Source organism: Microscilla marina ATCC 23134, from assembly GCF_000169175.1.
In the GTDB taxonomy this organism is placed as follows: domain Bacteria; phylum Bacteroidota; class Bacteroidia; order Cytophagales; family Microscillaceae; genus Microscilla; species Microscilla marina.
In genome coordinates this window covers 1-13,521 of sequence record NZ_AAWS01000024.1, presented here as the reverse complement: position 1 = coordinate 13,521, position 13,521 = coordinate 1, and the positions used below count along the sequence as shown (strand labels likewise).

General features: G+C 38.7%; 11 protein-coding genes. 3 read left to right on the top strand and 8 right to left on the bottom strand.

Translation table 11 applies throughout. From position 1 onward, the window contains the following. Window positions 1-856: 856 nt before the first annotated feature. From M23134_RS40555 to greA, 4 genes are all read right to left on the bottom strand, one after another. On the bottom strand, window positions 857-1,735 hold the full coding sequence (locus M23134_RS40555) for a hypothetical protein (RefSeq protein ID WP_002699639.1): 879 nt from the start codon (window positions 1,733-1,735) through the stop codon (window positions 857-859). A gap of 148 nt (window positions 1,736-1,883) precedes the next feature. Continuing rightward, entirely contained in the window at window positions 1,884-2,522 is a 639-nt protein-coding gene (locus M23134_RS20955) for a Crp/Fnr family transcriptional regulator (RefSeq protein ID WP_002699637.1), read from the bottom strand. A 15-nt stretch (window positions 2,523-2,537) separates the two neighbouring features. Next, a complete protein-coding gene (locus M23134_RS20950) occupies window positions 2,538-2,930 on the bottom strand; it encodes an HIT family protein (RefSeq protein WP_002699635.1) in 393 nt (130 codons plus the stop codon). A gap of 209 nt (window positions 2,931-3,139) precedes the next feature. Beyond that, a complete protein-coding gene (gene greA / locus M23134_RS20945) occupies window positions 3,140-3,613 on the bottom strand; it encodes a transcription elongation factor GreA (protein WP_002699631.1) in 474 nt (157 codons plus the stop codon). A 774-nt stretch (window positions 3,614-4,387) separates the two neighbouring features. On the opposite strand from greA, the gene M23134_RS20940 reads away from it, so the two are divergent. Further along, entirely contained in the window at window positions 4,388-4,708 is a 321-nt protein-coding gene (locus tag M23134_RS20940) for a T9SS type A sorting domain-containing protein (RefSeq protein ID WP_002699629.1), read from the top strand. A gap of 540 nt (window positions 4,709-5,248) precedes the next feature. Here M23134_RS20940 and M23134_RS20935 read toward each other — a convergent pair. Both M23134_RS20935 and M23134_RS20930 read right to left on the bottom strand, forming a co-directional pair. Continuing rightward, window positions 5,249-6,613 carry a hypothetical protein gene (locus M23134_RS20935; protein WP_157558573.1) on the bottom strand — a complete coding sequence of 455 codons (1,365 nt, stop codon included), beginning with the start codon at window positions 6,611-6,613 and terminating at the stop codon, window positions 5,249-5,251. A gap of 241 nt (window positions 6,614-6,854) precedes the next feature. Then, the gene (locus M23134_RS20930; RefSeq protein WP_002699627.1) at window positions 6,855-7,121 is read right to left on the bottom strand and encodes a hypothetical protein; all 267 of its coding nucleotides are present in this window, start codon (window positions 7,119-7,121) and stop codon (window positions 6,855-6,857) included. Window positions 7,122-7,613: 492 nt separating this feature from the next. Here M23134_RS20930 and M23134_RS20925 point away from each other — a divergent pair, with 492 nt between their 5' ends. After that, on the top strand, window positions 7,614-8,927 hold the full coding sequence (locus tag M23134_RS20925; RefSeq protein WP_002699625.1) for an N-acetylmuramoyl-L-alanine amidase: 1,314 nt from the start codon (window positions 7,614-7,616) through the stop codon (window positions 8,925-8,927). Window positions 8,928-9,186: 259 nt separating this feature from the next. Then, window positions 9,187-11,118 carry a SpoIIE family protein phosphatase gene (locus M23134_RS20920; protein ID WP_002699624.1) on the top strand — a complete coding sequence of 644 codons (1,932 nt, stop codon included), beginning with the start codon at window positions 9,187-9,189 and terminating at the stop codon, window positions 11,116-11,118. A 119-nt stretch (window positions 11,119-11,237) separates the two neighbouring features. Here the strand turns inward: M23134_RS20920 and M23134_RS20915 are convergent, their stop codons facing one another. Continuing rightward, window positions 11,238-12,887, bottom strand: coding sequence for an IS1634 family transposase (locus M23134_RS20915; protein WP_002695583.1), 1,650 nt, complete (start codon window positions 12,885-12,887; stop codon window positions 11,238-11,240). A 239-nt stretch (window positions 12,888-13,126) separates the two neighbouring features. Next, window positions 13,127-13,521, bottom strand: a 395-nt coding sequence (locus M23134_RS20910; protein ID WP_045114028.1) for a DUF4389 domain-containing protein, incomplete at its 5' end; no start/stop codon positions are given.

Below are 13,521 nucleotides of genomic sequence, written 5' to 3'. Positions count from 1 at the left end.
AAGTAATAACGAATATACAGCAATGAATATTTGCTAAAAACACTAAAATAAAAACTTAGTTCAATGCATTTTTTAGATACGCAAAAAAAGATTGGGAAAAGAGGGTAGTTTAATACTTAAACAAAAAGAGTAGTTGATTTGAAAAAACACCTGAGAGCAGAGAAAATTAAATTGTTATTTGATAAATCTGTTGTATTGATAAGAGTAGATTTGAACAAAGCCAAACTATTCATTTTAAAAAAACTACCTTTTGTGACTACTCTGCTCTTCAGGTGATACTTAGATAGATTTCTGCAACGCAAATGTAAGAGGTATTTGACAAAGGTGTATGTCATAAATTAACACCAAGGTAGATAATTGGTAGGTTTAATTACAATTAATAAACGGCCATCTTTTATGGTTGCCCTCGCAAAGACAATACGAGGGCAAAAGCTTCAGGAAGTGGCTATTCTCCAAAAACATCCCCCCCATGTTGGTCTTCAGACCAGCACTTGCTGAGCAAAAAATCGGCAAATGAGGTTTCTACATTTTACGCGAAAGTTGAATTCAAAAATAAGTTGTTTTTAAATTTTAGGGTTTGCATTGCTCAGGTCACCCTTTGGTAAGACCTTCACAGGGAGTGATACACATTTTTCTTGTTTTCTCCTTAAAAACAACTTTTTTCAGCTAAAATACGGGCAAATACCTGTCAGGTTGTCTTGACGTCGTCTTACAAACCTGACAGGTATGGAATAAACCGAATGTAGTGGTTTTTATAGATTTTGAATATTTTCTTGGGGAAGAAAGTCACTAATTTTGAACAGCCTACCCGGCAGGTTTTCGGAGGGATAATGCAAGCCAAAAACTTACCCCAAGGCTAGTACTGTTTTAATACTTCAAACTCGTCATAACCCAAACGCCACTTGCCTTGCTCTTTTACCCATTTTTCCTGATAAATTTTACCTTCACCTATATTCATAGACCAATGTGCGGCTAGTTTTATCACACCTGGAGTTACTGCCTCTGCCTTCAGCTGATGGTAGGTAAGGTTGCGGGCTCCATCTTTGACAAGCTTTGCCCAAAAACTCAGAATAGCTGCCTGGCGATGCACACTGGTAAAAGGTACTCCATTGAGGGTAGCGTTTTGTGCATACAGGTTAGCACATGCAGCTGCTTTTTGTTGATTAAAACTTTGAACCCACTGCATAGAGGTTTGAATTACCGCCTCTAAAGCCTCATGACTTGCTACTGCATTTGCCTCATAAACAATGGGGGCGGGGTATTTTTTCAATACCTCAAAATCATCGTACACTAGTACCCATTGGCCGTTCTCTTTACTCCATTTTTCCTGATAAATTTTGCCTTCACCTATATTCATGCGCCAGTCGGCTGATAATAACGCTGTATTTTTATTGACTACTTCTATGGCCACTTGGGTATATTCCAGTTGGGTAGCTCCTTGAGCAATCAACGAAGACCAAAAAGCAGTGATTGAAACCCGCCCTTGTTTTACCCCAAAAGGCATTGCCCTCATCGTTGCATTTTTATGGTGATAAGCTCGGCCACATTGCGTTGCTTTGCCTTGGTTAAATGCATCGATCCAGTTTTTGCTGGCTTGCAATACCTCCAATGCCACCTGGTGGTGCGCTACTGGAGAATGATGGGTATAGCGTTGTTTATTTTGCCCCAAGGCAACACTCCACCCACTAATAATCAATACTATAAGTAATAAGCTTGTTTGATATGTCTGTTTCATCGGTATTATTTGGTTTATTTATTTGATGGAACAAAATTAAGGGAACGTAGTAAGACATACCTGTGACTTTTGGCACAAGTAGGCAAATAAATGTGAAGTGACCGTTGAATACATTCCATTATCATACATAATAATAGCTTGCTACTGCCTAGCTTGAATAAATAATCTGAATAGACTTTTGCCCCAGACGTATTCGTTGTTGTTTTTCCAGTTTTTTGAGCAATCGCGATACCACCTCACGGGTAGTACCCAACTCGTTGGCTATTTGCTGGTGCGACATAAGTACTACATTGTTTGTCGGAGGGCAAGTGTTATTGATGAGGTACTCCCACAACCTTTCGTTGAGGGTTTTAAACGCCAACATTGAGTAACTTTCCATCAATACCTGATAACTATGCCTGAATGTATCAATGGTGAAATGGTTCCAGGAGGGGTATTGGTAGCACCAATCTGTGACAAACCTTACCGGAATGTTGAGTACTTGTGCCTGGTTGCTTTCTACAATGGCAGACACGGTGCTTTGGCAATCGCCAAAACAAGCCGATAAAGAAAGTGTACAGGTTTCCATTTGAGAGAGGTAGTAGATCAAAATCTCCCGATCTTCGTATTCCTGAAAAACCCGTACCCTTCCCTGCAACAAAATTTTAAGCACTTTGATATATTCTCCTGTTTTTATTAGGTGCTCTTGGGCAACATGCGCTGTTACAAAACCATGTTTTTCAATGGCTTGCCTGAGCGTAGGTTCACGTATGCCCATTTGCTGATAAAACGGCTCCAGTGCTTTCATTCAAAAAAGATAACTTTAGTCGAGGTGTGCCTGAATGTGTCCAACAATTTCGGTCAGTTCTTCGGGGGTAAAAGAAAGTTTGTCAGTAAACTGCAAGTCAGCCATGCTATTGGAAGGAATAAGGTGAATATGCGCGTGAGGCACTTCAAATCCGGCCACTACCACACTGACACGCTCACAAGGAAAAGCTTTTTTGACAGCAACGGCTATTTTTTTGGCAAAAAGATGCAGCCCGGTCAGGGTTTCATCGTTCAGGTCATAAATATAATCTACCTCTTTTTTAGGAACCACCAAGGTATGTCCTTTTGCCACCGGAAATATATCTAAAAAAGCAAAATAATCTTCAGTTTCGGCTACTTTGTGGCTTGGAATGTCACCAGATATAATTTTGGAAAATATAGTGGACATAATTATCTATTGAAATTGAGTGAATGAATGATAATAAATAGCAAATCACTACCTCAATGGCAAGTTTGGCATGTTTTGCCATTGATGCAAAGCTGTGAGCAAAATACAATAAAATTTGATGATTATTGGAAGTATGCCAGAAAGACCTGGTAGTATACGATTTAATGATGCATTCATTCACCCAGAGCTATGTGCTCTCACAGAATTTCTTAACGGGTAATTTCAAGTATTTCGAAATCGGTTTTGCCAGCTGGGGTATGTACTTCGGCTACTTCACCCACTTTTTTACCCAGTAACCCTTTGCCCACGGGCGATTGTACAGAAATTTTACCTTCTTTGAGGTTGGCTTCTTCTTCTGAAACAAGGGTATATGTCAATACTTTTTTAAGCTTTTGGTGCTTTATCTTTACCGTTGACAAGATAGATACCTTTGAGGTATCAATATTTGACTCGTCTATAATGCGAGCATTGGCAACCGTGTCTTCCAGTTTGGCAATTTTTAACTCTAACAAACCTTGAGCATCTTTGGCTGCATCATATTCTGCATTCTCACTCAAATCACCTTTATCACGAGCTTCTGCTATTTGATATGCCATGTCTGCACGCCCTTTGGTTTTTAGGTGCTGAAGCTCATCCTTAAGCTTTTTCAACCCTTCTTTTGTATAATAAGATACTTTAGCCATTTTTTTTACTATTTTTTATCAAAAATATTTTTGTTTTTTAGCGCTATGCCAAGACTAAACTTGTGGATGTTGCGAATAGTTTTGCAATGCTGTTTTATTGCAAAAACAGGACTCACTTACACCTCACCTATTTTAATGCCTTGATTTGCAGCACCATTTAGCAATAATGTACCCATACTTCAGCGATGAATATAAGCATTGTCATGTAACCCGTAACTACTCTGCTGAGCCTAACATCGCCATGATTGCTCCTTAGTAATCCTAGAAAAACACCTGCTCCACTCCACCAGGTTGAACTGATCAAAGCAAATAGTTAAATAAACCATTGTCAGCAAAAGCTTTGTATCATAGCATACCAATGTTTACTCACTGTATTGAATAATTTGTAAACCTGGCGCTTGACAAACAAGTATTTTGCCTGTTTGGAACGCTTTGTTTTTTATAGGTTACTTCACTATGGATAACAAAAAAAGAACGGTAAAAGAGCCGTTCTAAATTGCTATAGAAAAATATTTCTATTTAATGAAAATTATATCTTGTATGGAAAGACTAGATACGTATTTTTTTGTTGAATGTTTTGAAAAAAAAATCCCCTTTCGTAGTAAAAGAGGCGTGTCACAAATTTAGCTTTAAATTATGATACCAACAATTTTTATACTCTAAAAATTACATATTATCCAGATTCATACATATTTCGTCGAAAAAATGCAACACCCGTTTATACGATTAAGTATAGGTTGATAATGACCACTTATTTGGCTAAATATACCTTTTATGAATAAAAAACTACTTTTTTCATCTCTTCCTTTGGCGTTGGTTTTTATACTACAAACAAGCACATACGCACACGATCCTTACATACGCATAAAAAAGGGTGAAAATTTATTTTTTCACAAAATCAACTTCAAAGTAGACCGTACCAAGCCACATATTAAGGTCACTATTGCAAACATCCTGGGACAAACTGTCAAAGAATCTAAAATATTACGAAGCCTCTCCTTTGTGCCTACAGCATCGCTCCAACCAGGTTATTATATTCTAAAAATATCATCAGGAGCATACACCACTACCCAACGCATGGTTGTCACTAAGTAATGGACAAAAAATAATCTTTCGATTTAGGAAATGATCTTTACTACTGATATTTCGTTACCCCGGCAGTTCGCCGGGACTGTGAGTTTTTATTGCTCGTAGCGCTGCTACGAACGCAAGCTGGCTCAACATCCACTAGGGGCGACAACTGGTATTTAATAATTATAAAATGATTTTTCTATTAAAAAGTTGTCAATCATTAAACACACTTGTGTAATGATTGATTCGAATATCGGTGAGCCGTTACTTTTTTCTACAGGTAAAAAAGTAACCAAAAAACCCGCAGCTGTAGTTTGTTTTGCCTAAATCTGCTCCACTACGCCGAAACTGCTCAAACTCGCTTCGCTCAAACAGTGATCAGTTTTTACGGCTTCGTTTCACAGATTTTTAACGGCAACAAACTAAGGCTGAATCCAGCTGACGCAACCACTGTTACTCGATTATTAAAAAACAAATGCCTGTCCTACAGGATGTTGCCATCTCACCTCAGTGGTAAATCTCTATCTCCAAATGGATATCTTATTTTTCAACCATTACTAAACTTTAAGTTTTTTTACGTTTTGTCCACCATTTATGGAAACTGAAGCTAAGCGGAAGATGTAACAGATAAGCCATAAATGGTAAAAAACCTACTTTATAACGTGACAAACTGCCCAAATTGGGCGAAGCAAGGGCAAGTAATACTGCCAGCAAAGTAATGTAGGTAAGTGCGCCCACCAGCAAAAGCCCCAGCTTAGGGTGTTGTTTTGTATCAATAGAGCGACATTTGTCCTTGATAAGAAAAACCACTGCATAACATAACAACCCCATCAACCATAGGTTTTCTACCCCCGCCAATAGTTTTACTTTGTTGTTGGCTTCCCATATAAAAGGGCGAAACAGCCCCGAAACAAAGGCAAGTGGGGTGTTGTATAATAAACTACTGGGCGCAGAGGTAATATTGAAATACCCCCCCCCGATTCTGGCATAATGGATGACATCGTCAGGGTTTGAAAAATTAAAACTGGCGTTGTGGTTGAGCACCAGCACATGCATAAACTGAGACAAGTGTAATTTGGGGTGTAGCATACTCGCCAACCATAACAAGCCTGCAAAAAAAACTACAAACAACCACAGTTTATTGCGTGCCTGAGCAGTAGCTGCAGCCATTGGCCATAATTTCCTGGTGGCTAACTGTGCCAATGCTATGCTTAACATCACAGGAACCAAACCTCCCATATAGTAAAACTTAAGCTGCCACAACCAGGCAATACCAAGCCACCATAAAACACTACTTTTGAGCCAAAATGCATAAGATTGCTTGGTAGAAGGTAAAAAAGCTTGCAAAAACTGATGTACCATCCAACCTATCACACCAATGGCAAGGCTTTCTTTTTGTAACCCACTGCTCCAGAACACCACTGAAGGAAACAATAAAAACGCGGCAATTGCTGCCCAACGAGTAGTTGGAAATTGTTTGGTCAAAGTATTGGCAAGTTGCCACAACCCCCAAAATGAAAATAAAGATAAATAAAAAGAGGTAAGCCAATAGCTGGTACCTGTGAGCAAGTGCAACACACTGACGAGCTTGACAACAAAAAGGTAGCGGGGTTGCTCCCACATATTGGGGTAAGACAAGTGCGGAATATGGTAATACTCATTGAACAGCAACAAACGAAGGTATGATAAGGGGTTTTGCCACGCCACCCGACTTAGCTCTGTAGCACTATAGTGTATGTTCCACGAGTCGCCACCATAGCCATAATAACGTTGAAAAAATAACCCAACGGCAATGCCAGCCAATATTTTGAGACACACTCCTGGTACAATCCAGGCACGTAAAGGGGCTTGTTGGTTGTTTCGTTTCCACACTACTACCAATAGTGTAATGAATATACAATGAATACTAAAAAAGAGGATACCCGGCATATAACAATGAAGTGAGTAAACAACAGAATACCGAAAGTAGGGGGTAGATCAATCAATTCAAAACAATGATATCAGAAAACACAGAGAAGTAAATGCTCGTGGAGGTGGGTGTACAAGTGGAACTATGCAACCCAAGCCGATTCAGGAACAAAAAGAAAGGAATAAACAGGGATAGTATTAAAAAATAACGGGTAATTTAGATACCTGAAGCAATTTCAGTACGCAAGTGAACATCTGCGTTTTAAGAGGCACGTCCCAATAGTTTTTTAGTGGTTTTGTTTAAGTGACGGATCGTCGCTTCGTCAATTACATCGGGGTGCGTGTTTTCAAGACGATCTTCGTGCAGTAAGTTGTTTTTAGAGTCATAAAACTTAATGATGGTATAGTCTACATCCTCAAGGTTGGGCTCTATTACCCAAAACACGTGTCCTTGTCTTGTGCTTTTCTTTACAGCTACAGCAAATACTGTCATAAAAGCGTTTGTCAGATTTTTGATGGTCTTTTCCATGGCTATTTTTATTTAGTTATAGTGTTGAAAAATATTGTAAGTAATTTTGGTGAACTTGTTTATAACTATTAGTAGATTGTATAATGAAAATATTACAGTGTCTACTACTTTTTTTTGTTTATATGGTATTGTTGTTTACTTAAAAGACTCAAAAAAAATGTAGTTGGTTGCATCCTTTAACGTTTTTAACATTGAGTTAGCAGTCTTAAAGTATGTCTTAAAAAAATATTAATTTTCCAATACACTTTTTTTTCGTTGTTGTTTATTATGTAGATGAAACTTACACGCATTTGGTTGCACTCCCTTCAAAAAAAAATAAGTTTTTTTTGTTTTATCCCTCAAATTCAATCAGTTAGCTTATTATTTTTTTTCTTGCCTGTAATTTAAGTTTCTCTATCAGTATTTTTATTCGTGTACTTATTGTTGTAAACGGTTTTTTATGAGTAAAATGGAGTGAAAAAACTGTGTTTTCGCCCAAAAACCCGATTATCAATGCAAACAACTCTTTTTAACCCCTTGAATCCATTTACCATTATACACTTGATACTTGGCAAAAGGTTACTGGTATTGGTCATTTTATGTAGCCATTTTAGTTGTAAGGGGCAACCCGAAAACAAATCGTACAAATACCTGAAACATTACTACACCAAAAGAGCCACTAAATATTTAATTAAAGACAAACAGGTGAAGCAAGCATTTAGCATAAGCGATAGTGGCATTGTGTTATATACAACCCCTGAAAAAGGGCATAAAAAAGAAGTAGAGTACTATTTGCCTTGGCAACACTTAAGGGCTTTTCAAGAAAGAGCTGCTGCTCGCCCATCAGAAGCATTCAAGTATTATAAGCAAAAGAGACTTCCTCAATTAACTGCTGGCTTGATGAGACCAGCTAAGTTTATAATCAACGGAGACCCTGCTCACCCGCTCAAAGGGCTTAGGGTGGCGCTTGACCCCGGACATATTGCAGGTAACCTGGCTATGGCCAAAAAAGAAAGGAAGTTTATAGACTTGACCCTTGCCAGTGGTAAACGCCTGAGTTTTTTTGAGTCGGAACTAGCCTGGTATACCTGCCGTGTACTCGCCAACCTGCTGGAGCAAAAGGGGGCACGGGTAATACTTACCCGCAAACGCTTTGATTTGATGGCGCTGGATTCTACCTATCAACAAGTTTTTGAAAACTATAGGCAACAACAAGCCAAAAAAGGAATCAAAGTAAAAAGGAGTCAAAAATGGTCAGTGTTTTTCAAAAAATTTCGTAAGGCTGATTTTAACGCCCGCGTTGAAAAAATCAACAACTTCAAGCCTCACCTCACTATGATTGTTCATTATAATGTAGATGGCGCCAATGCACCGTGGAACAAACCCACTCCTCATAATAATTGCATGGCGTTTGTGGCGGGTAGTTTTATGAAAAACGAGCTAAGTGCTACCGAACACCGTTTCAATTTTTTGCGACTGTTGCTCACTAAAGATATTGAGTCATCGGTAAGTTTTTCTAAAACAATATTGCAACAGATAGTTACCCAACTCAATGTACCTATTTTGCCCAAGCAAAATAACCAACCTTTTATCAACAGGGCTTGTATGGGCACTAAGGCTACTGGTGTGTATGCCCGCAACCTGTCGATGGCACGCAAAGTATATGGCACCTTGTGTTTTATTGAGCCTCTGTATCAGGATAATAAACAAGAAATACGTGCATTAAGTAACAAAGATTATGAATTGAAAGGCAAGAAAATACCTACGCGGGTAGTAGAGGTAGCAAAGGCTTATTATAAGGGCATTGTGGCTTATTTAAAAAAGTAGACGTTCTTTCTTTGGATAGCGTTCATGCATAAAGCATGCGTCCCAATACTTGATCAAGTATTGAAGATAAGATTGAGTGGAATAATAAAGCAATTTACGCTAAAAATGAGCATTTTTTTTACTGTCCAATCAGAAATTCTGTAAGGCGGAACAAACAGATATTACCTTCTCTTGGAACGCTTGATTTTTTACGCTTTACTTAAGTAATTTTACAGACCTAATTTTTTGATTCAAAACTTATTAATAAATACTATATGCTATGGTCAAATGGATACTATGCATTGCCTTGCTTATTTGCGGTGTAGACATTGCTCAGGCACAAACTTCATGGCAAGAAGCCAAAATAACCCAAAAGGCTGAAATAAAGATTTATCATATCAATATCACGCCTTTTATCTATAAAGAAGATAATGAGGTAAAAGGACTTGAGGCGGACATTATACGTGGTTTTGTCAAGTTTGTAAAGAAAAAATACAACATTGAGGTTATCCCTACTTTTCAGGAACAGGAAAGTTTTGGTAAAGTATACCAACTGATGAAGGGAGGCTACCCTGGCGAATTTGCTGCGTCTACTTTTTCGGTTACCGAAGAACGAAAAGAAGAAGTCGTTTTTAGCCCGGTATACATGCCCGATATAGAGGTGCTCATATCCAGCGCAAACCTGCCTATACTTCAGGATAGCAACGAAGTAGCAACTAGTTTTAAGGGGGTTACTGCCGCCGTTGTACCCCGCAGTACTGGTACTGCAAACCTTCAACGTATAGCTACCTACCTGCCCAGCCTTCGTTATAAAAAAGTGAAACACTTTGACGATCTAACAGCTGCTGTAGCTACCCATACCAACCATATTGCTTATATACAACTTGCTGAATATTTGATGACATTAAAAAAAGGCCTGAAAATAAAGCGACAAAACCTGTTTCAGGTTAACAAAGCAGGACGAGCTATTGTGCTTCCTAAAAAAAGTGGCTGGAAAGAACCTATTGATGCTTTTTTTAACTCGGCAGAATTCAAGCCCTGGATCAATGAACTCATCAAGAAGTATTTTGGTCACGATGTAAAAGAACTGATCTGGAAACTGTCAAGTTCTCACAATCAAAACCAGCAAAATTTATTGCTTTTTACCAAAGAAAAAGAAATCAGCGAGCTGGAAATAGCCAAAAAGCAATTGGAAATAGAACGCCAAACGCTGCTCCGTAATGTTTCTATAGTTATTGTACTTGCCATTTTGCTCATTGCTTTCTTTATTTTCAATCGTTATCAACTCCAGCAAAAAACCAATCGACTTTTACAGAAAAAAAATGAGGAGATTCTACACCAAAAACAAGAACTCATTGGCAAGAATGAAGAACTTCAATTACAACAGGAGGAAATTTTAAGCCAGCAAAACTTTATTGAAAGTAAGAATACGGAACTAGAGCGTAAAAACAAAGAAGTAGCAGATAGTATACAAGCTGCTCAAGTGATTCAAAAAGCTATTTTGCCCTTTCGGGAAAGAATGGCAAAACACCTCAAAAACTTTTTTGTGCTATATCGCCCCAAAGATATTGTATCTGGAGACTTTTATTGGCTGCACCAACGTGACAACAAGGTCTTTTTGGCAATAGTAGACTGTACCGGACATGGGGTGCCAGGAGCTTTTATGTCTATGATTGGCTATATGATTCTGGATAAACTCGTGATTGTAGATCGTTTGAACAACCCTGCCGAAATACTGAATCGCTGCCATGCTTCGGTAATGAACGTACTGGAAGGCAATGATAACTCAGGGGACTATGGAATGGATGTGGCTTTTCTGATGATGGAACGTATCAATGAACAACAAACCAGGGCTACTTTTTCTGGCGCCAAACGTCCATTGCTATATGTACCCGCTGGTACTAAAAGCATTCAGGAGGTAAGTGGCAACAGGCACTCGATTGGAGGGGTGCATAAATACAAATTTCATTTTAGCAACCACGAAGTTACTTTAGAAAACGGTAGTTTGATTTACCTAAGTACGGATGGGTTTTCTGACCAAAATAATGCTGAGCGAAAAAAATATGGTAAACAACGGTTCAAAGAAATGCTCAAAAGCATCACCAACCAACCTTTGACCAAGCAAAAAGAAAGTCTGGAACGGGCACTGAACGACCACATGTTTGGCACTGTACAACGTGACGATATTTTGTTAATTGGTTTTCGGATATAACACCCGCTTAATAAGTTATGTGTGTCTAACCACAAAGTGTCGCTATACACCTTTATCCGACTTTCCGCACCTGTGTAGCTAAAACCGAGTAATTTATTAAACCACTGTTTATGAGGCGTTTATTCAAGGAGATAGTATTTCCTAACTTCTTGCCCCAGTAACCTAATGACCTTTGTATGCATCTCATTCATATTAAGAATGAGCATAGGTTGTTCTTGATTAACCCACAAGCAGTGAATGCCTCTAAAAAACTCGAAAATCCATTTCATTGTGGGTTTTTGAGTTTCTTTTTTAGTTTGATCCAGGACAAACTCCTTTTCCTGCTGCAGGTTTTTTCTTAATTCTCTCTCCAAAGCTGCATACACCATCAGCGACAATGCCATAATCATGAGTATAGCTTCAAGTCTCTCTGGCTTTTTTACAAAGAAGCTATCAGCAAGGAAAGCTTTATCTTTCAAAAACCTAAAACCTTTCTCGACATTAGATTGTCCTTTGTAAGCCAGTAGTTTATGTCCATTCCCCCACCTTTGTGCTGTATCATTGGAAGCAATCACAAACTTGCCCTGTTTTTGTCTTAGTTGTTCATAGTGTGTGAGTTTGGTTAGTGGACACCCTGTAATACGATACCCTATGGTCTGTTTTTGAGCTCCTTTGGGAGGTTTACCTGGTTTTTTAAACCCCTTGACTTGTTGAAAATTCAGGTCTTCTATTGACAAGTACTGGCACTTTTTTGAAAATTGTTCCCAGGCTTTTTCTGCATCCTGTTTACAGCTAAAAACCTTTTTGCAAAGCTTGATAAAGTCTTGGTGCTCTTCACTGCTTTTTTTTAGGTAACGTTTTTTCAAACTATGAACATCCCGCTTATAACCTGCCTCAGAAAAGACAACCATCCATTCTTGTCTTACACCTCCATAGCTGTTGCATACTTTCTGGTAGCGGTAGTTTTTCAATTTTTCTTCTGTGAAGAATTGCATATGCTCTGGCTGTACCTGTAGGAGTAATTCTTGAACAGCAGTAAGCTTGGAAGGAACACGGGTGATCCAATAATGCCGACCTGAGATTTTACCGATGGTTTCCTCAGTGTATAAGGCACTATCTGCCACCCAACATATAGGCTGACCATTATTCTGCAAACGTTCTACATAATCATCAATGGTTTGACCAAAGCTTGTTTGGTCACTTGTATTGCCATGCAAACCTTCCATAAGCAAAGGTATGCCTGAGGAGTTTTCTACTACCAAGTTAAGCATTACCTGATTTAGGTCAGGGCGGTGATCCCGGCTGTAACCTTGGGTGATGTGAAGGCAAGAAACCTCTGCTTCGTTAAGTTCACTATTATATTGCCCTTCCAACCCAAAACTGGTCGCATCCAAGTGGCGAAACTCTGAGTCTACTTCTTCTGACAAACCCAGTATTTCATAACTCTGTGCAGCCAAATGGCTGAATAACTCACTTACACCAAAGGCATACAAATCATCCAAGCAACGACCAAGACGATCATCATTGAACATTTCTGCGCTTAGATTTTCTCCTAATAAGTGAGCAACAGGCTTATCAGAAAAAAAATGAGGACTCAGGTATAAGCGACGCTCGGCAAAACCTAAACCATTTAAAATCAAGGCTTTGACGCAAGTACCTGTGCTTACTTGATGAAGCCCATTGGTGTTAGGTAAAAGCTCATCTATTTTAGAGCTCAAGTTTAAACGATCACACATGCCACTTACCAACCCTAAGTGGTCAAGGTTTTTACTTATGGGAAATGATTGCATACCAAAAAGTAAAACTTTTGGTCGACATAAAAAAATAATGCTTTTGCAATCAAGCGATTACATCAATTATTTGTTTTCCCGAACATACGTGCGGAAAGTCGGCTTTATCAGTATTTCGTGAAGCATACGCTCATCAAAGAACAAAAGCAGTCAAACAGTATCAGGCAGGGCATCATAAAAAAGGGTTGTTACTCGTTCAACGGTAACAACCCTATGCTATGCATTATATATGTTTTTTATTAACGTCTTTCTAAGCCTAGCTCTTCATCAGGAGCTCCTGAAAAAGGAGGATAACGATCGTTCATAAAACCAAAATACAAGTTAATTCGCATCACATACCTTAGTGTATCTACAGCATACTTGTGACCACCTTCTGGGTACTCAGCTGAGATAAGTATGGTAAAAAATGCCAATAAAGAATAGAAGTACAATACAATTATCCTGAAAATTAACACAAAATAATGGGGAATGAACATGAAAAAACCCAGAAAAAACTTCATGATAGCATCTCCTTGGTTTTGTTTGCCTGGATATTCTATCACCAACTCTACGGCTTCATCTTGGGCGTTCATCCCGTGGGGTGGATTTCCATCTATCAGGTTTAGCATTCGTGCCTGCACTCTCAATTGCCAGT

What these genes read in the sequence shown, in the direction of transcription:
- M23134_RS40555 (WP_002699639.1), bottom strand. Translation starts at nt 1,735, where the DNA reads ATGAAACAGACATATCAAACAAGCTTATTACTTATAGTATTGATTATT.
- M23134_RS20955 (WP_002699637.1), bottom strand. Translation starts at nt 2,522, where the DNA reads ATGAAAGCACTGGAGCCGTTTTATCAGCAAATGGGCATACGTGAACCT.
- M23134_RS20950 (WP_002699635.1), bottom strand. Translation starts at nt 2,930, where the DNA reads ATGTCCACTATATTTTCCAAAATTATATCTGGTGACATTCCAAGCCAC.
- greA (WP_002699631.1), bottom strand. Translation starts at nt 3,613, where the DNA reads ATGGCTAAAGTATCTTATTATACAAAAGAAGGGTTGAAAAAGCTTAAG.
- M23134_RS20940 (WP_002699629.1), top strand. Translation starts at nt 4,388, where the DNA reads ATGAATAAAAAACTACTTTTTTCATCTCTTCCTTTGGCGTTGGTTTTT.
- M23134_RS20935 (WP_157558573.1), bottom strand. Translation starts at nt 6,613, where the DNA reads ATGCCGGGTATCCTCTTTTTTAGTATTCATTGTATATTCATTACACTA.
- M23134_RS20930 (WP_002699627.1), bottom strand. Translation starts at nt 7,121, where the DNA reads ATGGAAAAGACCATCAAAAATCTGACAAACGCTTTTATGACAGTATTT.
- M23134_RS20925 (WP_002699625.1), top strand. Translation starts at nt 7,614, where the DNA reads ATGCAAACAACTCTTTTTAACCCCTTGAATCCATTTACCATTATACAC.
- M23134_RS20920 (WP_002699624.1), top strand. Translation starts at nt 9,187, where the DNA reads ATGGTCAAATGGATACTATGCATTGCCTTGCTTATTTGCGGTGTAGAC.
- M23134_RS20915 (WP_002695583.1), bottom strand. Translation starts at nt 12,887, where the DNA reads ATGCAATCATTTCCCATAAGTAAAAACCTTGACCACTTAGGGTTGGTA.